The sequence below is a fragment of the Mesorhizobium sp. L-8-3 genome (genome assembly GCF_016756615.1).
Lineage (GTDB): Bacteria > Pseudomonadota > Alphaproteobacteria > Rhizobiales > Rhizobiaceae.
In genome coordinates this window covers 8,408,529-8,427,836 of record NZ_AP023262.1, presented here as the reverse complement: position 1 = coordinate 8,427,836, position 19,308 = coordinate 8,408,529, and the positions used below count along the sequence as shown (strand labels likewise).

Here is a 19,308-nt window from a genome sequence, read left to right as displayed (position 1 = left end):
TAAGACATGCCCTCTATGAGCGTCATGCAACGAGCTGGAGTATGCGATGCCGTTGGAACTGATCGAAAAGAAGCCGCGTGGCAGCCTGCCCGTCCACCTGGTCGGCAAGAACGGGCTTGAAGCGGCGGGGCTGGAGCCGTCGGCGCTGGCCTGGGCGAAGGCAAACGGGTTCTCTGGCGAGGCGGGCAAGGTACTGATGTTGCCCGGCGAGGACGGCAAGCTGGCCGGCGCGCTATTGGGCATGGGCAATGGCGACAACGGCTTCGGCGCGCTGGCCACGGGAACGCTGGCCCGCAGCCTGCCCGAAGGCGACTGGCATTTCGTGGCGACACCTGCCTCGGCCGAGATCGCCACGCTGGGTCTCGCGCTCGGCGGCTACGCCTTCACCCGCTACGGCAAGAAGCCGGGCCAGGCGCTGCGCTTCGCCGCGCCGGCCGGCGTCGATCTCGGCAGGGTGAGACGCATTGCCGAGGGCGTGTTCCTCGCCCGCGACCTTATCAACACGCCGACCAACGATTTGGGGCCGGAGGCTCTCGAAGAGGCCGTCCGCAAACTCGCCAGGACGCATAAGGCCACTGTCTCGGTGGTCAAAGGCGACGCCCTGCTCGCCGGGAACTTTCCGATGATCCATGCGGTCGGGCGCGCCTCGGCCGAAGCGCCCCGGCTGATCGACCTCGGCTGGGGCCCGAAATCGGCGCCCAGGGTGACGCTGGTCGGCAAGGGCGTGTGCTTCGATACCGGCGGGCTCGACATCAAGCCGGCAAGCGGCATGCTCCTGATGAAGAAGGACATGGGCGGTGCGGCCAATGTGCTCGGCCTCGCCGCGATGATCATGGCATCGGGCCTGAAGGTCAGGCTGCGCGTGCTGATCCCCGCTGTCGAAAACGCCATTTCAGGCAACGCCTTCCGCCCGGGCGACGTCTTGCAGAGCCGCAAAGGCCTCACCGTCGAAATCGGCAACACCGACGCCGAAGGCCGGCTGATCCTCGCCGACGCCCTGGCGCTGGCCGACGAGGAGGAGCCGCAGCTCCTGGTCGACATGGCGACCTTGACGGGTGCCGCACGCGTGGCGCTCGGACCGGACCTGCCGCCGTTCTACACATCGGACGAGGCGCTTGCGGCCGAAATCACGAAGGCGGCGCAGACTGCCGCCGATCCGCTCTGGCGCCAGCCGCTGTGGAAGCCCTACGACGCCAAGCTGTCGTCGAAGGTGGCCGACATGAACAACGTCACGTCAGACGGTTTCGCAGGCTCGATCACCGCGGCACTGTTCCTCAAGCGGTTCGTGGAGAAGACCGAAAGCTGGGCTCATTTCGACATCTTCGGCTGGAGCCCTGCCGACCGGCCGCATTGCCCGACCGGCGGCGAGGCGCAAGGCATCCGGGCCCTGGAGCAACTGATCAGTCGGCGCTACGCCGGCTGACGGGTTGCGCGGCATCGCGATTCCGTCTTCAATGGAACGGGACCGAAACAATTTGCGGGCATGCTTCCATGGCAGTCGTCTTGCGGCCGATCGAAGCACTGCGATTGTGGCAGCAGGTGAGCCTTTCCCAGGTGCATGAGGGCACGCCTGATCTCACCATGCGGCAGTGGGCGATCCTGCTTACCATCTATCTCGACCCGCCGCCGCATACGGTGCGCGGGCTCGCCGCCCGGCTCGGCGTGACGAAACCCGTCGTTACGAGGGCCCTGGACACGATGGGCGCGCTCAAATTCGTCTCGCGCCATCGCGACCAGAAAGACAAGCGCAACGTTCTGGTGAAGCGCACCGTCGACGGGGCGCTCTTCGTCGAGCGCTTCGGGGACGATATCATCGCGCGTGCCGGAGAACTTCCGCTGTGACGACTTTGGACAAGCGGCTGCATGCCTATCGCCCCGATCTCGCCGACATGCGCCTCGAAGGCCAGGTCGAGGCAGCGCGTTTCGTCGCCGGCCGGCCGGCGCGCATCGCGGCGGCGATAGCCGACGTCAGGGGCGCGCCGCGGCCCGATGCCGGCCTATCGACGCAGATGATGCGCGGCGAGGATGTCGTCCTGTTCGACGAGGCTGAGGGCTGGTGCTGGATCCAGTCCGAACGCGATCGCTATGTCGGCTATGTCGCCGATACTGCGCTCGAGCCACGCGGCGGGGCCGCGACCCATGTCGTTTCCGTGCCGCGCACCTTCGTCTATCCCGGCCCCGACATGAAGCTGCCGCGTGGCGATACCCTCTCGCTCGGTACGGAGCTGGTTGTGACGGGTGCGGCCGAGACACGCGGCACCGCCTATGCATTGCTTGCCTCCGGCGAGGCGGTGATCGCCCGGCACATCGTGCCGGTCGGCCGGCATGCGGCCGATTATGTCGCGGTCGCGGAGGAACTCTTGGGCACGCCCTATCTGTGGGGCGGCGTCTCGGCCTTCGGCATCGACTGCTCGGGCCTGGTGCAACTCGCCATGCGCATGGCGGGAAGGGAAGTGCTGCGCGATTCCGACATGCAGGCCGCGACGGCCGGCGAGGCCTTCGATCCCGGCCTGGACTTCGCGGACCTTGCGCGCGGCGATCTGGTCTTCTGGAAGGGCCATGTCGGCATCATGCTCGACGCGGTAACCCTGATCCACGCGAACGGCCACACGATGATGGTTTCGCGCGAGCCATTGCGCGAGGCGATCGACCGCATAGGCTATCTCTATGGCGGCCCCACGGGGTTCAGGAGACCGTAGGGCGGGCAACGGCTGGAGGAAACCGCGGCCCGGACAGATATGCTTCAGTCTCCCATCTTCAGCGCCTGGATGAAGGCTTCCTGCGGGATGTCGACCTTGCCGAACTGGCGCATCCGCTTCTTGCCTTCCTTCTGCTTCTCCAGGAGCTTGCGCTTGCGCGTGACGTCGCCGCCGTAGCACTTGGCGGTCACGTCCTTCCTGAGCGCCGAGATGGTCTCGCGGGCGATGATGCGGCCGCCGATGGCAGCCTGGATGGGAATCTTGAACATGTGCTGCGGGATGAGCTCCTTGAGCTTCTCGCACATGGTGCGCCCGCGCTTCTCCGCCGCCGTGCGGTGGACCAGCATGGACAGCGCATCGACCGGCTCGTCATTGACCAGGATCGACATCTTCACGAGGTCGCCCTCGCGATAGTCGGTGAGGTGATAGTCGAAGGAGGCGTAACCCTTGGAGATCGACTTCAGCCGGTCGTAGAAATCGAACACGACCTCGTTGAGCGGCAGGTCGTAGACCAGCATGGCACGTTTGCCGACATAGGAAAGGTCGGCCTGGATGCCGCGCCTGTCCTGGCACAGTTTCAGGATGCTGCCGAGATAGTCGTCGGGCGTCAGGATGGTGGCGCGGATCCACGGCTCCTCGATATGGTCGATGCGGACCAGATCGGGCATGTCGGCCGGGTTGTGCAATTCCTTCACCGTGCCGTCGGTCAGATGCATGCGATAGACCACGCTCGGCGCAGTGGCGATGAGATCGAGGTTGAATTCGCGCTCCAGCCGCTCCTGGATGATCTCCAGATGCAGCAGGCCGAGGAAGCCGCAGCGGAAACCGAAGCCCAGTGCGGCCGAGGTCTCCATCTCGAAGGAGAAGGAGGCGTCATTCAGGCGCAGCTTGCCCATGGCGGCGCGCAGGTCCTCGAAATCGGCGGCGTCGACAGGGAACAGGCCGCAGAAGACGACCGGCTGCGCCGGCTTGAAGCCGGGCAGGGGGGTGTCGGTCGGCCGGCGGTCCTCGGTGATGGTGTCGCCGACGCGCGTATCGGCCACTTCCTTGATCGAAGCGGTGATGAAGCCGAACTCGCCGGGGCCGATCTCGTCCGCCTGGATCATCTTCGGCGTGAAATAGCCGGTGCGCTCGACCGGATATTTCGCGCCCGTCCCCATCATGCGGATGGTCTGGCCTTTCTTCAGCACGCCGTCGATGACGCGCACCAGCACGATGACGCCGAGATAGGCGTCGTACCAGCTGTCGACCAGCATGGCCTTGAGCGGCGCCGAGGCGTCGCCTTCGCGCGGCGGCGGCAACTGCTGCACGATCGCCTCCAGCACGTCCTCGATGCCGATGCCTGTCTTGGCCGAGATCAGCACGGCCTGGCTGGCGTCGATGCCGATCACCTCCTCGACCTGCTCGCGGATGCGGTCCGGTTCGGCGGCCGGCAGGTCGATCTTGTTGAGCACCACCACGATCTCGTGGTTGTTGTCGATCGCCTGATAGACATTGGCGAGCGTCTGCGCCTCGACGCCCTGGGAGGCGTCGACGACCAGCAGCGACCCCTCGCAGGCGGCGAGCGACCGGGAGACCTCATAGGCGAAGTCGACATGGCCCGGCGTGTCGATGAGGTTGAGGACATATTCCTCGCCGTTCCTGGCGCGGTAGCGCAGGCGCACGGTCTGTGCCTTGATGGTGATGCCGCGCTCGCGCTCGATATCCATGTTGTCGAGCACCTGCTCCTTCATCTCGCGCGCGTCGAGCCCGCCCGTCATCTGGATGAGGCGGTCGGCGAGGGTGGACTTGCCATGGTCGATATGCGCGACGATGGAGAAGTTGCGGATGTGGGAGATCGGGGTGCTCATGGAGCGAGCGCTATAAAGCATTCGCGGCGAAAGTGGAAACCGGTTTTCGGCGCGCAATCGCGGCAATACGGCAGGATTTGCAGGGGTGCCGAGAGTGCATCCGGGATTTTCCCCGAAATAGGGAAAGTCGTTGCCGAAGCCAGGTCCTTATCGTCATGCGGGTCGCGGCTAGACTCTCCTGCAGACGTTGCGGGAGAGAAGCGATGATCGAAGCTGGAATTCCGAAAGACATGACGGCGGATACGCCCACGGCAGCGGATGCAACCGACCTGGAGCGCGGACCATGCGGCGGCATCTGCGCGCTCTGTCCGAAGCGCCACGCCGCGGTTCGGTCGGCGCTCGCCGCCGGGGAAGGCGAGCGCAACGGACGGAAACATTAGATTTCGGATGTCATAACGATGCCGAAACGGTTCTGGTTGCGGCCAGGCAAGTTGCCGCGCGTCCAACCGAACGCGCGGCAAAGGGATAATCAGGCCAGCCAGGTCTTCTCGAAATGCTGCTCATAGGCCTGGTGCATGCTGTAGCCTTTGACGTTGGGCCGCATATGGCAGAAAAGCTTGCGCCAGAAGGGCTGAACGATAACGCCGGAATCCTGCAGGATCTGCTGCAGCTCCTTCATCACGGCGCGGCGCTGGTCGGCATCGGCGATGGCATTGGCCTGCTGCAGCTTGGCGTCGAAATCGGGGTCGGAGAAGCCGCTCTCGTTCCATGCCGTCCCGGACTGATAGGCCAATGCGAGCGTCTGTATGCCGAGCGGTCGGGCGTTCCAGTTGGTGGTCGAGAAGGGATATTTCGTCCAGTCGTTCCAGAAGGTCGATTCCGGATAGACGGTTCGCTTCACCTTGAAGCCGGCGTCACGCATCTGCTGGGCGATCACGTCGGACGACTCCTTGCGATAGTCCGCATCGACCGAGATCAGTTCGAACTCGTGGTCGGCCTGGCCCGCCTCGGCGAGCAGGGCGCAAGCCTTTTCCGGGTTGCGGCGAACCGGCGGCAGTGCGGCATAGTCCGGGTGCATCGGCCCGACATGATGGTTCTCCGCGACCGCGCCCATGCCGTTGGCGCCGAGCTTGAGCACCACCTCGTTGTCGACGGCGAGTTGGATGGCGTTGCGCACGCGCTTGTCGTCATAGGGCTTGGCGTTGACATTGGTGCGCGCGACGATGGTCGTCGCGGTCACGATCTCGGACATGACGAGCCCCATGGCGTCGAGCATGGCGACGTCGGATGTCTGGGTCTGGCTGTTGAGATCGATCTCGCCGGATTCGAAGGCCGACACGGTGGCGGCGGAGTCGGTGCCGTAGTCGATCCAATCGATGCCGTCGAGATAGACGTCGCCGCCCCACCAGGAACCGTCCGGCCGGCGCCGCACGGAAGCCTTCACACCGACATCCATGGCCGTCAGCTCGAACGGGCCGGTGCCGATCGGCTGGGCGGAGAGCAACTCGCCGCGCTCGTCGAAGGAGTGGTGGACGATCAGGGCCGGATAGTCGGTCATGGCCGGGATGATGGTTATGTCGGGCCGCGACAGCTTGAGCACCACCGTGTGGTCGTCCTTGACGGTGATGGCGCCTTCGCGCGCCTTCTTGGTGTCGGGGTCGACGAGAGCGCTCATTCTGCCGGCCATCGAGTTGCCCGGCGCATCCTTGTCGCACCAGCGGGTGATGTTGAAGGCCACGTCCCTGGCGGTGAAGTCGTCGCCGTTCGACCATTTCACCCCTTTGCGCGCATTGAGCACATATTCGGTTGCGTCGGCATTGACCTGCCAGCTTTCCAGCAGCATCGGGCGGAAGGTGAAGTCGTGGTTCCAGCGCACCAGCGGCTCGAGAAACTGCATGGCGACGTTGCCCATCTGCGAGACGCTGAATTTGCGTGGGTCATCGAGCGCCATCACCTGCATGCTGACGCGCAATATACCGCCCCTTCTCGGCTGGACCATTTCCTCTGCGCCGGCGGGCACGGGCAGGCCGATAAGGGCGTAGGCGGCAGCCGCGCTCGCGCCCAGCGCGCCGGCGAGCGCAAAGAACTCACGCCGGTCGAGCCGCCCGCGCCTGGTCTCGCTGGCGAACATCGCGATGGCCGGATGCTGCTTGCTGGATGTCATGTCGGTTTCTCCCATTGTTGATTTCGCGTCCAAAGCTGTTGGATTTCTGGCTCCGCGGTTCGGCACGCCACGGTTTGATGGCTGATCGAAGCGCCTGGGGATCGGAGGGCTCGCCGGAATGAATTTGCTGACCGCGATGAAGGTGTTCGACCGCGTCTGCCTGCTGGGCAGCCTGTCGGCGGCCGCCCGCGACCTCAACATGTCGACGACGGCGGTCAGCCGCACCATCAAGGAACTGGAGGACGACCTCGGCGTTCGCCTGATCAACCGCACGACGCGCCGGCTCGCACTGACGGAGGCCGGACGCGAATATGGCAGCCGCGCCCGAACGCTTCTCGACGACGTGCAGGAACTTCAGGACGTCACACGCGGGCTGCACCGGGAGGCGCGCGGCGTGATCCGCATCTCCTGCTCCAACGTGCTCGGCCACACCCGCATCACCAGGCTGGTGCCGAAGTTCCTCGAGGAGAATCCGCTGATCACGGTCGAATTCAACCTCACCTCTCGCTATGTCGTCGGCGTGGTCGAGGAGGGCTACGACGTCGCCATCCGCTTCGAGCAGCAGAACGATTCCGCGCTCATCTCGCGCCGGCTCGGCGAGGTGCGCAACTATGTCTGCGCGACGCCGGAATATTGCGAGCGACATGGCCGGCCGATGCATCCCGGGGAACTGGCGGGGCACAACTGCGTGCTCAGCAACTTCGCCAAGCGCATCGGCACCTGGCCCTTCACCACGCCCGAAGGGCCGTTCGCGGCGCCCGTCGGCGGACGCATATCGACCAACAGCGTCGAGGCCGCCTATCAGATGACGCTGGCCGGTTTCGGCATCGGCAACCTGCCCAGCCTGCTCGTCGACAATGCTATCCGTAGCGGCCAGCTTGAAGTGCTGCTCGAGGAGTTCCGACCCGAGTCGAGCCCGATCTATGCGCTTTATCCACACCGTACCTATGTCGCGGCCAAGGTGCGCGCCTTCGTCGATTTCCTGATCCGGGAATTGTCCCCGGACCTGGAGGGGTAGTCTGAACTCCACATTGTCGGTGAGCGCGCGGCGCCCCCTCACCCAGCCTCCGCGGAGGCTGGGTGAGGGGGGCGGGGCGGGAAGGAACGGGTGACACGCCGACCGTTGCTCTCGCCTGCACGCAAACGCCTTCGGGACCCCGCGCGAACGCGGGATCCCGTCACAAGCGACACGGCGCGGTCCGGTCACTTCCACCATTCGGTCGTGTCGTAGGATGGGCCCGGCTCCTCGAAGAGCTTGTCGTATTTGCACAGCTTCGGGGTGTCGCCGAGCGGGGTGGAGACACCGTCCTTGAAGGCCCATTCGCCGCGCGGGCTGGCGTCGGCCCGCACATAGCTCGACAGGAGGAAGGCGCGGTCGTGCCCGGACTGGTTGGGCGCCGAGCCGTGCACCGTCAACAGCCCCCACATTGCGAGATCGCCGGGCTCCAACTCGAGCGCGACGATATCGGACGGGTCGATACCGACCTCGGCCAATTCGTCCTCGGCGGTCAGGCCCTTCATGAGCTGACCGTGTCCTTCGTCCGAGAGAGCGAGATAACCACGCTTGTGGCTTCCCGGCACGACCTGAAGGCAGCCGTTTTCCCGCGTTGCGCGATCCACTGCGAGGCCGGTCGTGACAGTCGCGTCGACGACCGTGTCATATTCGCTCTGGCTGCGGAAGCGCAGGTCCTGATGGAAGCGATAGCCGGTGACATTCGCGCCCGGCGGCTTCCAGTGGAGTTGCTGCGCGATCTGCTTGATGTCGCGCCCGATCAGGCCTTCGAGCAGCTTGAGATAGTCGGGGTTGCGCCGGAACTCCTCGAAATACTTGTTTACCCAGGAGAACCAGTAGGCCTGAAGCACGTAACGCTTGCCGAACTGCGCTTCGGGCAGGATCTGGAAATTGAGATTTCCGTGGCGATAGGTGGCCTGATGTTTCAGGCCTTCGTCGTAGACGGCCCGGGATTCCGTCTGGAGGCGGATGAGTTCGTCGCCGTCGACGAAACCTCTGACAACGGCATATCCCTCTTCGCGGTACTGTTCGACGGCATCCCGCGCCTGCGCTGCTGATATCATGACGACCTCTTCGCCGGTTGATCCCGGAAACGATCATAGCCGGGGGTGACCGAGCGATAAGGCGCTCAATCGGGAAACGACTTTCCCGAAAATCGGCAAAATGGCTCAGGCCGACAGCGCGTGCAGGGCGACGGGCGGCAGGAACCCGATCTGGAATCCGGCATGGGCGAACTTCACGCTTTCGAGGTCATGCCGCACGAAGATCCTGTGCGGTGCTGGACTGCCAGCCCGGCAACATTCTGGGCATTCCGAAAGCCGGGCAGTGGCGGCTGCAAAAAGCTGGGGCGGCGGCCGAATCGAAGTGCCGGCACGTCCGCCCCAGGGGCCTACCGAAATCCAGAGGCTTGGGGGCAAGTCCTGGAGCTTCGGCTGGAAGTTCGAACTCTGACCGGAATCCCTTCGTGGCGGCGGTGCAGGGCTCCAAGACGGCGTGCCGGCGCGATCACCCCGCCAGGCTCTCGATTGCCATAGCCGTCGGCTCTTGGTTCCTGCCCGCCGGTTGCCAGGGTCCCGCCTCGGCGGCATGAGCTTTATCACGGGGCGACTGAGTCGCGTCTGGCTATTTCTGGGTGCATTATGCCTGAATCGCCGACCGCATCGGGGCGCAACCGATCCAGATATTGGTATTGGTCTCGCAACTTGTCGTTTTGGGGGCCTTCGCTCGCAGACTTACCGTGCCAGAAGCAGCCGCGGCGACATCTGCAGCCGGCGCGTGCAGCTTTCGTAACGTCATGCCCCATTTGGGAGTAGACTGCTGCAGATATCGGCGCGATAGCTTAGGCTCTTTTGTAGCTGGCCCCAACCGGCGACATCCCGGCGGAGGTCTCCACTGTGGGGCGCTTCCGCCGGCTTTTTCCCCCCACCCGATCCCGCTGCGATCGCCAGTTTTCGCTTGGTCGAAGCGGCAAGCCTCGCGCAATGCCGGGCTGCTAGGCAGGGCTGCTCGATGACCTGTGCCACGAGGACTCGCCTTGCCGATCGTTGGTCCGGCTTCCGCTGCAAGGACCCTTCGCGCCGAAGCTGTCGCCGGCCGCGCCTCGCCGCGTTCGCCGGACCCGTTCATTCCACTTGTCCGTCCAGGTTTGCCGTTCGTCGCCGAGACCGGCCCGGAGCGGCCGCGCATTCCAGTACCGATCCTGCCGGAGCAATGCGCAAGGCCGGTTTCGGCGAGGTTTGACACCAGCACCAAGGCCGCCCGCAACATCGAGCAGCCGCTTCGTGAAGGCGGCTGGGCCGAGGCCGTCACGCTGCTGACCATCGTGGCGGCCGTCTGCCTCGGCGTGTGGATGCTGTTCTGACGTCTCACCATCGCGCCACGCGCGGCGCGAGCACGGCGCCGAGCAAAGCGAGCATTGCGACCGCGATCGTGTACCAGGTCGCGACGAACAATGGCGAGTCGTCCGTGCAGTGGGCGGCGTAGAACGTCGCGGCGAGCCCGCCGGCAGCGAGGCCCGCGACGGCGCCGGCAAGCACCGGTCGTGTCGGCGCCCCATGGCGAAGCGCCGTGAGGAAGATGGCGAGCGGGCCGATCCCGATCAGAGGAATGAAGGTGAGGCACACTGCCAGATTGGTGCCGACCAATCGTGTGGCCAGTTGATCGGCGGGGACGGCCAGGATCTCGGCGACGACTGCGAGTCCGAGCAGAGCCGGCGCCATCAGAAGCCAGGGCCAGGCGCGCAGTCCGGGTGCAGGCCGCGACAAGGCCCGCAACGACCCGAAGGCGGTCACGGCGAGCAGCGTCGTCACGACGAACTTGAACGGGAAGCGAACGGTCTGGACGGCGGCTGCGATGTCGGTGCGAGGACCGAGCACAATGAAGAAGACCACCGCTGCGACCGCTGCGCCGAGGGCGGCGGCGATCCACCAGGCACGGCCAATCGGCATGACCGGCCGGAAATCGGCGCTCAGCGCCTTGATGAGATCGTCGGTCTTCATCTCATTCACGTCCGAACTTTCGCGCTATCGCGGCAAGCCCGCGATGCAGCGCGACCCGAATGGCGACCTCGCTCATGCCGAGCCTGCGCGCCGTCTCGGCGATCGACTGGCCTTCCACCGAGATCGCCGAGACGACCGCCCGCTGGCCCGGAGACAGCGTGCCCAGGGCCCGGTCGATGTCGCGGTCGCTCGCCCCTTCTCGTTCGGGCTGGGCAATCGTTTCGGCGACGTCGTCGAGATCGACCGTAAGGTGACGGCCGCGGCGGCGGAACGCATCGATCAGCTTGTGGCGAGCGATCGTGTAGACCCAGGGCAAGACCGCGGCATCGGCCATCCAGGTATGGCGTTTCAGGTGAATTGCGAGCAGCGTATCCTGCACGACGTCCTCGGGATCGACCCCGCCCTGCACGATCTTCCGGCGAACGAAGCCGCGCACGAGCAGGGCGGTCCGTTCCAGAAATTCGGCATAGGCTCTTTCATCTCCTGCGATTGCTCTACGCAGAAGCCTGGCGAGTTCGGCCTCGTCCTTGCCGGTCACCAATGCTTCCTCCCCACTACGCATCGAGGCCGGGTTTGTTACGCGGCTGCGCGAATATCCTCCAAGGGCGATCGGCTGTCGATCACGAACTTGTGTCCGCGCTGCCGGGTAACGGACGGGCTGCCCCCTTCGAAAGGCAGATGCGCGGCCGATCCCGGTGCGCGAAAACCATCAAGAGGAGATGTTCCATGAACCGTTCGACGCTTGCGCTCGCCCTTGCCGGCTCTTTGACCTCGGCATTCGCTTCGGCAACCTTTGCCGCACCGCTCCCCGCCTCCGAGATGGTCGGCAAGGAGAAATGCTACGGCATCGCGCTCAAGGGCCAGAACGACTGCGCCGCCGGCGCCGGCACGACTTGCGCGGGCACGTCGACCAAGGACTATCAGGGCAATGCCTGGAAAGCCGTTCCGGCCGGAACATGCACGACGATGGAGGTCGATGGCCACAAGGGATCGCTGGAGCCCATGGAGAGCTGACGCCGAGCGGGAGGCTCGGGCGACCGGGCCTCCCGCGCCAGCGGTTGCGCCGATCGAAACGGCGCTGCCGTTCCGCCTGTTGTTCGCGCATCGGACTACAGTGCTCTGCCCGCATCGGGAGGAAAAGCGATGACCGCATCGACCACAGCCGTTGCGCTGCCGCGCCGCGCCGGGCTCGGCCTCAAGCCGGAGCACTATGCCGATGTCCTCGAAGACCGGCCGGATGTCGGATTCTTCGAGGTCCATGCCGAGAATTACATGGGGGCCGGCGGGCCGCCGCTTCGCTTTCTCGATGCGGTCGCGGAACTTTATCCCTTGTCCCTTCACGGGGTCGGTCTGTCGATCGGCGCCGAAGGCCCGCTCGACCGTGAGCACCTGAAGCGGCTGCGGGGCCTGATCGACCGCTACGAGCCGTGCAGTTTCTCTGAGCATCTCGCCTGGTCGACACACGATACCGGCTTCCTCAACGATCTCCTGCCGCTACCCTACACGGCCGAGACCCTTGCTCGCGTGGTCGACCATGTGGACGAGACACAAGAGGCGCTCGGGCGCCGGCTGCTCCTCGAAAACCCATCGACCTATGTGCTGTTCAGGGAAAGCACGATCGAAGAGGTCGACTTTCTCGGGCAGGTCGCCCAGCGTACCGGATGCGGGCTGTTGCTCGACGTCAACAATGTGATGGTGTCGTCGGTGAACCACCGGCTGGACGCGGTCGCCTATGTCGACCGCTTCCCGATCCGGCATGTGGGCGAGATCCATCTCGCCGGCTACGAGGAAACAGTCGACGGCATCGGCGATCGCCTGCTGATCGACGCCCACGGCACTGCCGTCAGCAGCGACGTGATCGCGCTCTACCGCCATGTGCTCTCGCGCAGCGGTGCGCTGCCGACGCTCATCGAATGGGACAACGATGTCCCCGACTTTCCGACGCTGCATGCCGAAGCTCGCCGCGTCGACCTGATGCTGGCCGATGACCTGGCCCGTCGTGACCATCGCCCGGCGGCTTGAGCCATGTCGTCCGACAGTCTTCGCTCTTTCGCCGAAGCTTTGCTCGACCCCGAGAGGCCGGTCCCGGATGCCGTCATGACGTTCCGCGGCGACATCGACGCCGTACGCTTTGCCGTCTATCGCAACAATGTCCATGCCGGTCTGACGCGCGCGCTGGCGCAGCGGTTTCCCGTGACGGAGCGTCTGGTCGGCAAGGATTTCTTCGCCGGAATGGCGCGTGCCTATCTGCAGGGCCACATGCCTTCGTCGCCGCTCATGTTTCGCCATGGAGACGACTTTCCGGACTTTGCTCGGTCGTTCGAACCGGCGCGGGGACTAGCCTATCTGCCCGACGTCGCGCAGATCGAAGCAGCGTGGAGCCGGGCCTATCACGCTGCAGACGCGGCTCCCCTGGCCGCTGCCGAGCTGGCGTCCATCCGACCGGAGATGCTGCCGGCTTCGAGGCTCGTTCCACATCCGTCGGCGTGCCTGATCCGCTCGCAGCACCCGATCGGTTCGATCTGGGCCGTGCATCAGAAGCCCACGGTCGTGCGGCCCGCGGAATGGAGACCCGAAGCCGTTCTGGTCGTGCGGCCCGACATGGCGGTCGTCGTGCATGTGCTGCCGCCGAGCGATGTCCTGTTCGCCGCGGCGCTTCTCGGCGGTGCGGCGCTCGGCGAAGCGGCTGAGGAAGCGTCCGGCGCGGACGAGCAATTCGATTTCGGACCCGCTCTCCTCGGCCTTGTCGGACTCGGCGCTTTCAGCGGAATCCAGCAGGACAAAGGAATGCCTTCATGACGAGCGAAACGAAGCCGTTTGAGATCGTATCGGGGGTGCCCGGCTGGGCAGCTCGCGCCGAGCGTCTGCTCGCGGCCATTCCGGCATCCCTGCCGTTGCTGGCGCTGCGCGTCGCCTTGGCGGTGCCCTTCTTCAAGTCGGGCCTGACCAAGTGGGATGGGTTCCTGCAACTCTCCGACGGAGCGAAGTTCCTGTTCATGGAAGAGTTCAGGCTGCACGTCTTCGGCCACGCGTTCGCTTATCCGTTCCCGATCGCCATGGCGACGGCCGCGGGCATTGCCGAGATCGTCCTCCCGGTGCTTCTGGTCATCGGCCTTTTCACCCGATTCGCCGCATTTGGATTGCTTGTGATGACCGCCGTGATCCAGATCACCATTCCCGACGGCTGGGCGAACTTCCATCTGCCATGGGCGGCAATGGCCCTTGCCCTCGTCGTTTTCGGCGGCGGTCGGCTCGGCGTCGACGCAATCCTCGGGACGTCTCGGACCTGACCTTCATCGACGCAGGCGGCGCTGAAAAATGCCCAATGCGCTTCGCCCTGCGGGCTGGACCATCATACGCACCACTCCGACATCTTGACGGTGAAAGGCGTTTCTCCGAGAAGTTTCGCCGGGCCACCGTCGAAAGCAGTGGCCGGGATCTTCGGGGAGACCGACTTGACCTTGTCCGGCATGCTGCAACTCGGTGTTTCGACCGTGGTCTTCCTGGTTGCGGCGACCGTAGCGAAGTCGTGGGCGTTGCAGCCGGGCATCGGCAAGCTGCTCGTCACCCTCGCGCTCTATTCCGCCGGCAACCTGATCATGCTGCGCCTCGTCCGCGAGTTCGGAATGGCCTCGGCTTTCAGCCTCTCGGCGGTGATCCAACTGGTCGCCGTGAACGCCATCGCGCTCGCCTATTTCGGCGAGCGGCTGAGCATGATCCAGTCGAGCGGCATCGTCCTGGCCATCGTCGCCGTCTGCCTGATCACGCTCGGGCCCGCCCTGGGCAAATAGCTTCCTTCCACCGGTCGGAGCACCTGCGCCCGAGCCGGGAGCAAGAAGCCGGTGATCGGCCGACCCTTCGGAGTGGCTCCGCGGTTTCCTCGGCCGGCGGTGTCTCATCCGCCTTCCACACTGCTCGCACGCCGCCCCTCTTTGCAATCGTTGGAGCAGTCGCTCATGGTTGGATTATCATGACTGATGCTTGATACATCACTATAGATTGCAGAAATATGAACTCTGTATCCTCAGCCAGGAGTCTTGCCATAATCACCTCGGCTCAGATGCGTGCGGCACGGGCGCTCGCCGGCATCGATCAGAAGACGCTCGCCGAACGCGCCGGGGTGTCCTTGCCGACCATTCAGCGGATGGAAGCCAGCGGCGGCGTGGTACGGGGCGTGGTCGATACTCTGGTGAAGGTGATCGAGGCGCTCGACGCGTCGGGAGTGGAACTCATCGGCGACAACCAGGCGAGCGATGCCGGCGGGCGCGGTGTCAGGCTCAAGGAGCCGGCGCCTGCCCAAAGGCCCGGCACGGGCTCCTGAACGGGGAACGGCCGGACCCGAAGCCGATCGGCGGCTCGGCCGATTCGGAGCGAAAGGGCACAGAGGCGGCCGTGACGATCTCGGCCGCAGGACGACCGCGACGGCGACCGCCGGTTTAGACGACGATCCGACGCCTTGTTGGAGGGCAGGACAGAATTGGGCAGCAAGGCAGTACCGACAAGCGCGCAACCGACCTTCGCGCAGCTCTTCACGCCGAAGCTCGTGACGGTGCTGCGGGAAGGCTACGGCAAGGCCGCGTTCCGCCGCGACCTGCTGGCCGGCCTCACAGTGGCGATCGTGGCTTTGCCGCTCTCCATGGCGATCGCCATCGCGTCGGGGGTCTCGCCGGATCGCGGCCTGTTCACGGCGATCATCGGCGGCTTCATCGTCTCGGCACTGGGCGGCAGCCGCTTCCAGATCGGCGGACCCGCCGGGGCCTTCATCGTGCTGGTGGCGGCTACGGTCGAAAGGCATGGGGTGGACGGGTTGCTCCTGGCCACCATGATGGCGGGCATCTTCCTGATCGCGATCGGATTTCTCAGGCTCGGCACCTACATAAAGTTCATTCCCTATCCCGTGACCGTGGGCTTCACCGCCGGCATCGCGGTCATCATCTTCGCCAGCCAGTTGAAGGATCTGTTCGGTCTGACCTTGACCGGAAAGGAGCCCGGCGCCTTCGTGCCGCGGCTGATCGCGCTCGGGGAGGCTGCCGGCACGGTCAATCCCGCAGCGGCCGGCGTCGCCCTTTTGACCGTCCTGACCATCGTGGCTCTGAAGCGTTGGCGCCCGGGCTGGCCCGGAATGCTCATCGCCGTGGCCGTCGCTTCGGTCGTCGGCGCGACGGCCCAACTACCCATCGAGACGATCGGCACCCGCTTCGGCGGCATTCCGAGCAGCCTGCAACTTCCGGCGCTGCCTGGCATGAGCCTGGCAAAGATGGCGGACGTGCTGCCCGACGCCGTCGCCTTCGCATTGCTGGGGGCGATCGAGTCGCTGCTGTCGGCGGTGGTCGCAGACGGCATGAGCGGACGGCGGCATCGCTCGAACTGTGAACTCGTCGCGCAGGGCGTGGCCAATATCGGCTCGGCGCTGTTCGGCGGCATCTGTGTCACCGGCACGATTGCTCGGACGGCCACGAATGTTCGCGCCGGCGCGCATGGCCCGGTCTCGGGCATGCTGCATGCGCTCTTCCTGCTTTTGTTCATGCTGGTGGCGGCGCCGCTCGCCAGCTATATCCCGCTCGCCGCGCTGGCCGGTGTGCTGGCCATTGTCTCCTGGAACATGGTGGAGAAATCCGCCTTCGCTGCCCTTCTGCGCTCGTCCTGGGGCGACGCGGTGGTACTGCTCGTCACCTTCGGCCTCGTCGTCTTCCGCGACCTCACGGAAGGCATCGTCGTCGGCTTCCTGCTTGGTTCGGTGCTGTTCATCCACCGCATGGCGACGACCATCGCGGTCGAGACCCATGCGGCGCCGCTGGTCATGGAGGACATGGCCGACAGCAGCAATGGCGGGCGTGCCGCCTATGATCCGGGCGTCGCCGCCGATCCGGACACGGTGGTCTACCGGATCAGCGGGGCCTTCTTCTTCGGCGCGGCTTCGGCGGTCGGCACCGTTCTCGACCGGATCGCCGATCACCGCCGGAACTTCATCCTCGACTGCGCGGCCGTTCCGTTCCTCGATTCCACGGCGGCCAATGTCATCGAGGGCGCCGCGCACAAGGCCCGGCGCGCCGGTGTCAGGCTGTTCATCACGGGTGCCTCGCCCGAGCTCAGGCGTATGCTGATGACACATGGCGTGCGCCCGCCGCTCGTCCGCTACAAGGCCGCCATTTCGGGAGCGTTGCAGCAGATCAGGGACGAAGCCGCGCAGGCGACCGGCTGAGATGGTGACAACCGAAGCGGCGTCGGCTGTTCCGGCTGCCCTGAATGATGGGCCGACCGGAGCCGGGATCGCTCCGGTCGGCCCGGATGCGACTTTCAGATCACGACGAATTCGCCGGCCGTGAGCGTCTGCTTGCTGGTGAGCGTCGCGATCCGGATGGCGGCACCGAAGGTGATGCCGTCGCCGGTCAGGTCGCGTTGGCCGGGCGTGTTTCGATGAGCAGGCGCGCCGCGAGCATGCCGACCAACATCGCGGGAACGAAGGCGAGCGTGCCTGTTGCACCGAGGCCGAGTGCCGTGATTGCCGGCCCGGGGCAGAAGCCCCCAAGCCCCCAGCCGATGCCGAAGATGGCCGGCCCGGCCAGCACTCGGCCGTCGATGCCGTTTCGATCAGGCAGATGGAATGTCTTGCCAGCGATCGGCCGACCGCGCCGTAGCACCAGCCGGTAGCCCAGGAAGGTCACGATGACGGCCGCGGCCATGACAAGGGCCAGCGAGGGATCCCAGTTTCCGAACAGGTCGAGGAAATTGAGGACCTTCGCGGGGTCGGACATGCCCGAAACGACGAGCCCGATGCCGAAGAGCAGGCCAAGTCCGAAATTGACGGGGAAGGACATCAAGGCGCCTCAGATCACATGACGGACGATGAATACGGTGACGAAAGCGACGATCATGAAGACCGCTGTGGCGACCAGCGAACTCATGGAGAGCCGCGAAAGACCGCATACCCCATGGCCGCTGGTACAACCGTTGCCGTAGACCGAGCCGAAGCCGACGAGCAGGCCGGCGACGACCATCAAGGGGAGGTTGGAGGAGACCGTCTGCGTGATCCCGCCGCCCGCGAGCGTCGCGATCCCCAGGGGCGCGGCGACGAGGCCGGCAACGAAGCCGGCGCGCGAGAGGAAGGCGCCGTCACGATAGGGTGGCAGCAGCCGGCCCGCGATGCCGCTGATGCCGGCGATACGGCCTTCCCAAAGCATCAGGAGCACGGCCGACAGGCCGATCAGCGCGCCGCCGGCGAGCGACGCGAAAGGAGTAAATTCGGTCATTGGAGTCTTTCGGTGTGTCGAAGGATGGTGTCGTAACGACGGCCGATGGGCCGCGCGACCGCGTGGCCCAGGCCCTTTGGCGCGAAGCCAGGCGGCGGCGCAGGCGATTGAGGTCAGGCGGATGCATGAGCATCCACCGGGGGGATGCGTCAGCATCCAGTGCCGTCGACATCAGGATCGGCTTGCTCCGGCGTCTCGCAGAACAGGCGGTGCATCAGGGCGACGAATTCGGCGACGCGACCGTCGGCCAGGCGGTAGAAGACCGATTTCGATTCCTTGCGTCCGACGATGAAGCCGGCCTCGCGCAACTCCGCGATTTGCTGGGAAAGCCCCGGCTGGCGGATACCGAGCGTTTCCTCGAGGTCGCGCACGGAACGTTCGCCCTCGACGAGCGTGCAGACGATCATCAGCCGGTTCGGATTGGCGAGTTTCTTCAGGAATTCGGCCGCCTCGGCTGCATAGTCGAGCATGTCGGCCGTTCCGGCGCGGAGGTGGCTTTTCACCGCCTCATTCCCAGGCTGCGCCATCGAGCGCGTCGAGCGGGAATTTGAGATAGCGCTTGCCGTTCGCCTCGGGCTCGGGCAGAAGGCCGCCATTCATGTTCACCTGCAACGCGTGCAGGATGAGCTTCGGCATGGGCAGCGTCTTGTCGCGCGCCTCGCGGATCGCGACGTACTCCGCTTCGGTCCTGCATTTCGCAACATGGATGTTGGTCGCCTTCTGCTCGGCAACGGTCGATTCCCACAGCGGGCCGCGTCCGTTGGGCTGGTAATCGTGGCCGGTGAAGAGACGCGTCTCGTCGGGCAGCGCGAGAATCTCCTGGATGGACCGCCACAGGCGGGCCGCACTCCCGCCCGGGAAATCGGCGCGCGCGGTGCCGCTGTCGGGCATGAAGAGCGTATCGTGGATGAAGGCCGCGTCGCCGATCACATATGTAATCGACGCCAGCGTGTGTCCGGGCGAGAACAGCACCTTCGCCGGGATGGAGCCTACCGAGAAGGTTTGTCCCTCGGCGAAGAGCCTGTCCCATTGCGAGCCGTCGGCGGGAAAGTCCGGCCGGTTGTAGATCGCCTTCCAGAGTTGCTGGACCTCCGTCACCTTCTTCCCGATCGCCGTTGGTGCGCCGGTTTTCTGCTTGAGATAGCGGGCGGCCGAGAAGTGGTCGGCATGAGGATGCGTGTCGAGGATCCATTCGACTTCGAGATCCTGCTTCCGGATGTAGTCGAGGATCGCGTCGGCGTTGCGGGTCGCGGTCGAACCGGATTTCTCGTCGAAGTCGAGGACAGGATCGATAACGGCGCATTTCCTGGTCGCGGGATCGCTGACGACATATTGGATGGAGTATGTGCGCTTGTCGAAAAAGCCCGTGACGTCCGGCTTGCCGGTCATGGTCG

The 19,308-nt window shown here is 65.3% G+C and carries 22 protein-coding genes; 13 read left to right on the top strand and 9 right to left on the bottom strand.

Annotated elements, in window-relative coordinates:
- The first annotated feature begins 46 nt into the window (after positions 1-46).
- From JN302_RS38760 to JN302_RS38750, 3 genes are all read left to right on the top strand, one after another.
- Positions 47-1,423: a leucyl aminopeptidase family protein gene (locus JN302_RS38760; protein WP_202309492.1), complete on the top strand. Its 1,377-nt coding sequence runs from the start codon at positions 47-49 to the stop codon at positions 1,421-1,423.
- A 68-nt stretch (positions 1,424-1,491) separates the two neighbouring features.
- Complete coding sequence (locus JN302_RS38755; RefSeq protein ID WP_202309491.1) at positions 1,492-1,842, top strand: MarR family winged helix-turn-helix transcriptional regulator; 351 nt, start codon at positions 1,492-1,494, stop codon at positions 1,840-1,842.
- A gap of 47 nt (positions 1,843-1,889) precedes the next feature.
- Positions 1,890-2,699 carry a C40 family peptidase gene (locus JN302_RS38750; protein ID WP_202334592.1) on the top strand — a complete coding sequence of 270 codons (810 nt, stop codon included), beginning with the start codon at positions 1,890-1,892 and terminating at the stop codon, positions 2,697-2,699.
- Positions 2,700-2,743: 44 nt separating this feature from the next.
- Here JN302_RS38750 and lepA read toward each other — a convergent pair whose 3' ends face one another.
- The gene (gene lepA, locus JN302_RS38745; RefSeq protein ID WP_202309490.1) at positions 2,744-4,549 is read right to left on the bottom strand and encodes a translation elongation factor 4; all 1,806 of its coding nucleotides are present in this window, start codon (positions 4,547-4,549) and stop codon (positions 2,744-2,746) included.
- Positions 4,550-4,752: 203 nt separating this feature from the next.
- On the opposite strand from lepA, the gene JN302_RS38740 reads away from it, so the two are divergent.
- The gene (locus JN302_RS38740) at positions 4,753-4,929 is read left to right on the top strand and encodes a hypothetical protein (protein WP_202309489.1); all 177 of its coding nucleotides are present in this window, start codon (positions 4,753-4,755) and stop codon (positions 4,927-4,929) included.
- 89 nt (positions 4,930-5,018) lie between these two features.
- Here JN302_RS38740 and JN302_RS38735 read toward each other — a convergent pair whose 3' ends face one another.
- The gene (locus JN302_RS38735) at positions 5,019-6,653 is read right to left on the bottom strand and encodes an ABC transporter substrate-binding protein (protein ID WP_202331167.1); all 1,635 of its coding nucleotides are present in this window, start codon (positions 6,651-6,653) and stop codon (positions 5,019-5,021) included.
- A 118-nt stretch (positions 6,654-6,771) separates the two neighbouring features.
- Between JN302_RS38735 and JN302_RS38730 the strand changes: the two genes are divergently transcribed.
- Positions 6,772-7,671, top strand: coding sequence for a LysR family transcriptional regulator (locus JN302_RS38730; protein WP_202331166.1), 900 nt, complete (start codon positions 6,772-6,774; stop codon positions 7,669-7,671).
- Between the two features lie 185 nt (positions 7,672-7,856).
- Here JN302_RS38730 and JN302_RS38725 read toward each other — a convergent pair whose 3' ends face one another.
- The gene (locus JN302_RS38725) at positions 7,857-8,729 is read right to left on the bottom strand and encodes a phytanoyl-CoA dioxygenase family protein (RefSeq protein ID WP_202309487.1); all 873 of its coding nucleotides are present in this window, start codon (positions 8,727-8,729) and stop codon (positions 7,857-7,859) included.
- A gap of 971 nt (positions 8,730-9,700) precedes the next feature.
- Between JN302_RS38725 and JN302_RS38720 the strand changes: the two genes are divergently transcribed.
- Positions 9,701-10,027, top strand: a complete 327-nt coding sequence (locus JN302_RS38720) for a hypothetical protein (RefSeq protein WP_202331165.1) — start codon at positions 9,701-9,703, stop codon at positions 10,025-10,027.
- A 4-nt stretch (positions 10,028-10,031) separates the two neighbouring features.
- Here JN302_RS38720 and JN302_RS38715 read toward each other — a convergent pair whose 3' ends face one another.
- Together JN302_RS38715 and JN302_RS38710 are read right to left on the bottom strand one after the other, a co-directional pair.
- Complete coding sequence (locus tag JN302_RS38715; RefSeq protein WP_202331164.1) at positions 10,032-10,664, bottom strand: NrsF family protein; 633 nt, start codon at positions 10,662-10,664, stop codon at positions 10,032-10,034.
- A gap of 1 nt (position 10,665) precedes the next feature.
- On the bottom strand, positions 10,666-11,202 hold the full coding sequence (locus JN302_RS38710) for a sigma-70 family RNA polymerase sigma factor (RefSeq protein ID WP_202309484.1): 537 nt from the start codon (positions 11,200-11,202) through the stop codon (positions 10,666-10,668).
- Positions 11,203-11,390: 188 nt separating this feature from the next.
- On the opposite strand from JN302_RS38710, the gene JN302_RS38705 reads away from it, so the two are divergent.
- The 7 genes from JN302_RS38705 to JN302_RS38675 all read left to right on the top strand — a co-directional run bounded on the left by JN302_RS38705 (position 11,391) and on the right by JN302_RS38675 (position 16,866).
- Complete coding sequence (locus JN302_RS38705) at positions 11,391-11,678, top strand: BufA1 family periplasmic bufferin-type metallophore (protein WP_202331163.1); 288 nt, start codon at positions 11,391-11,393, stop codon at positions 11,676-11,678.
- Positions 11,679-11,807: 129 nt separating this feature from the next.
- Positions 11,808-12,686: an MNIO family bufferin maturase gene (gene bufB / locus JN302_RS38700; protein WP_202331162.1), complete on the top strand. Its 879-nt coding sequence runs from the start codon at positions 11,808-11,810 to the stop codon at positions 12,684-12,686.
- 3 nt (positions 12,687-12,689) lie between these two features.
- The gene (locus JN302_RS38695; RefSeq protein WP_202331161.1) at positions 12,690-13,463 is read left to right on the top strand and encodes an HvfC/BufC N-terminal domain-containing protein; all 774 of its coding nucleotides are present in this window, start codon (positions 12,690-12,692) and stop codon (positions 13,461-13,463) included.
- Positions 13,460-13,954 (top strand): DoxX family protein, encoded by a 495-nt coding sequence (locus JN302_RS38690; protein WP_202331160.1) that lies wholly within the window; start codon positions 13,460-13,462, stop codon positions 13,952-13,954. Before JN302_RS38695 ends, JN302_RS38690 begins: the two co-directional genes overlap by 4 nt.
- A gap of 165 nt (positions 13,955-14,119) precedes the next feature.
- Positions 14,120-14,455: a hypothetical protein gene (locus JN302_RS38685; RefSeq protein ID WP_202309479.1), complete on the top strand. Its 336-nt coding sequence runs from the start codon at positions 14,120-14,122 to the stop codon at positions 14,453-14,455.
- 251 nt (positions 14,456-14,706) lie between these two features.
- Positions 14,707-14,985 carry a helix-turn-helix domain-containing protein gene (locus JN302_RS38680; protein ID WP_202334591.1) on the top strand — a complete coding sequence of 93 codons (279 nt, stop codon included), beginning with the start codon at positions 14,707-14,709 and terminating at the stop codon, positions 14,983-14,985.
- 156 nt (positions 14,986-15,141) lie between these two features.
- Positions 15,142-16,866, top strand: a complete 1,725-nt coding sequence (locus tag JN302_RS38675) for a SulP family inorganic anion transporter (RefSeq protein WP_244846139.1) — start codon at positions 15,142-15,144, stop codon at positions 16,864-16,866.
- 187 nt (positions 16,867-17,053) lie between these two features.
- On the opposite strand, the gene JN302_RS38670 is transcribed toward JN302_RS38675, so the two are convergent.
- The 4 genes from JN302_RS38670 to JN302_RS38655 all read right to left on the bottom strand — a co-directional run bounded on the left by JN302_RS38670 (position 17,054) and on the right by JN302_RS38655 (position 19,303).
- Positions 17,054-17,482: a DUF6691 family protein gene (locus JN302_RS38670; protein WP_202331158.1), complete on the bottom strand. Its 429-nt coding sequence runs from the start codon at positions 17,480-17,482 to the stop codon at positions 17,054-17,056.
- A 9-nt stretch (positions 17,483-17,491) separates the two neighbouring features.
- Entirely contained in the window at positions 17,492-17,914 is a 423-nt protein-coding gene (locus JN302_RS38665; protein WP_202331157.1) for a YeeE/YedE family protein, read from the bottom strand.
- A gap of 149 nt (positions 17,915-18,063) precedes the next feature.
- Positions 18,064-18,384, bottom strand: a complete 321-nt coding sequence (locus tag JN302_RS38660; RefSeq protein ID WP_244846786.1) for an ArsR/SmtB family transcription factor — start codon at positions 18,382-18,384, stop codon at positions 18,064-18,066.
- 37 nt (positions 18,385-18,421) lie between these two features.
- The gene (locus JN302_RS38655) at positions 18,422-19,303 is read right to left on the bottom strand and encodes an MBL fold metallo-hydrolase (protein WP_202309474.1); all 882 of its coding nucleotides are present in this window, start codon (positions 19,301-19,303) and stop codon (positions 18,422-18,424) included.
- Positions 19,304-19,308 lie beyond the last annotated feature (5 nt).